Origin of the sequence: Shewanella sp. SG41-4 (assembly GCF_014164505.1) — a bacterium.
GTDB lineage: Bacteria > Pseudomonadota > Gammaproteobacteria > Enterobacterales > Shewanellaceae > Shewanella.
On the sequence record NZ_JACJFI010000538.1, the window covers coordinates 1 to 1,695 of the forward strand.

1 protein-coding gene is annotated in these 1,695 nt (G+C 37.1%); it reads left to right on the top strand.

The features are described 5' to 3' along the window. A partial coding sequence (locus H5202_RS21990; RefSeq protein WP_182773910.1) for a tetratricopeptide repeat protein occupies positions 1-1,662 on the top strand: 1,662 nt, incomplete at its 5' end. Positions 1,663-1,695: the final 33 nt, after the last annotated feature.

Sequence of the window (1,695 nt, forward strand, 5' to 3'; positions counted from 1 at the left end):
AAAATATTAGACATCGATAAATACCCCATCGTTGCCGCCAAGTTACAACTAACCTTATATGATATTTCCCAAGAGTTAGGAGATAAGGTAGCTGCGGAACAAATGCTTGATGAGGTTAAAAACAGCGCTGCATTTACTCAAAATGTCGATGTTCAATATCTTTGGTTACGTAAGAAAGCCGCGGAAAAACTTTATAGACAGTCCTATCAAGAAGCTAAAACCTTATTTGAACAAGCTTTTAGCATTGCTAAAACCCAAGAATCCGATATTTGGTTGGCTAAAAGCTATAACGATTTAGCACTCACTGAACAGTATTTGAATCAATATGACAAAGCATTGAGTTACTACCAGAAGAGTTTAGCGATTAAAGAGGCTCTAGGTAATGACTTTTATACTGCGATAACCCTCAACAACCTTGGTCTGATTTATAAAAAACTCGAAAAATTTAAAGAATCCCAGCGCTATTTCGAACTCTCACTGGAGCATTACTTACGCTACACCAGTCATAATGTAGATATTCATGTTATCGGTTATATGTCGCATCTCTACGGAAATATTGCTGAAATATATAATATAAACAACCAGTTTAATAAGAAAAACTTCTACAGTAATAAGGTCATCGAAGCCTACAATGATAACCTTGTCGGTGACGATAGGCTTTCTGCGCTAATTAATGTAGCCACCATCCATATCAATGCTAATGAATTTACGCGCGCCCAAGATGTCGCCAACACATTATCGGAATATTTAACCCGCGATGACCATTCGTTTCATGACGTAATTTTCTATTTAAAAGCCCAAATAGCCACACATCAAAAAGATGCGACTCAGGCAATAAAATTTATTGAAAGCGCAATGGACTATAGCGACACCAAACAAGATTCATTGCAAAAAATGAACATTTATCACTACGCAAGCGAGTTATATTATGACAATGGTCGCCCTTATGAGTCCCTGGTTTATCTAAAGAAATATCAACAGTTGCACGAAACCTTATTGGAGAAAAAATACAGTGAGAACATTAAAGTCATTCAAAGCGATATAGAGAATGAACGCGTACAACGAGCATTAGTAGAGGAGCAAATTACCAGCCAACAGAAGAGCCAAAAAATCGATAAGTTACTTAATTTAATCCTTGGTATCACCAGCGTTAGCTTGTTAGTCGGCTTTATTGTGAGCTTTTATATTTATAGAAAACGTAAAGCCCAGCAGCATTTAATGACCATAATAGAGTCACATAAGCAGCAATTATTTTTATTATCTAATGACGATATACCAGAGCAAGACGATGCCCAGCAACAGGAATCTACGCCATTATCGCCTTCTGAATTAACAGCTTCTTTTGCGGAGTTATTAGTGAATACTATGATTGATTGCATCAGTATTTGGGAAAAAAGCACTAAAACGAATAAAGTAGAATTAGCCGACAGAAGCAAAATTTGGACTATCTCTATCGATTCAGGCCGCTTAAGAACACGTTCTTTAGATAAATACCTACAGGTAAAAAAATTACCTGCTAACCCACGCTGGCGTAATGTGGTTAAAACATGTCACTTCATTTTGTCAGAGTGCCATCTGTCAAATGATGATAGAACATTACTGACCTCGCACCTTGACCGAATAATGCAAGTGATCAAGAGCGAGTCTTTAGACACAACGTAACCTTTTATCTTCGCTTATCCGCCTTTTTTGAGT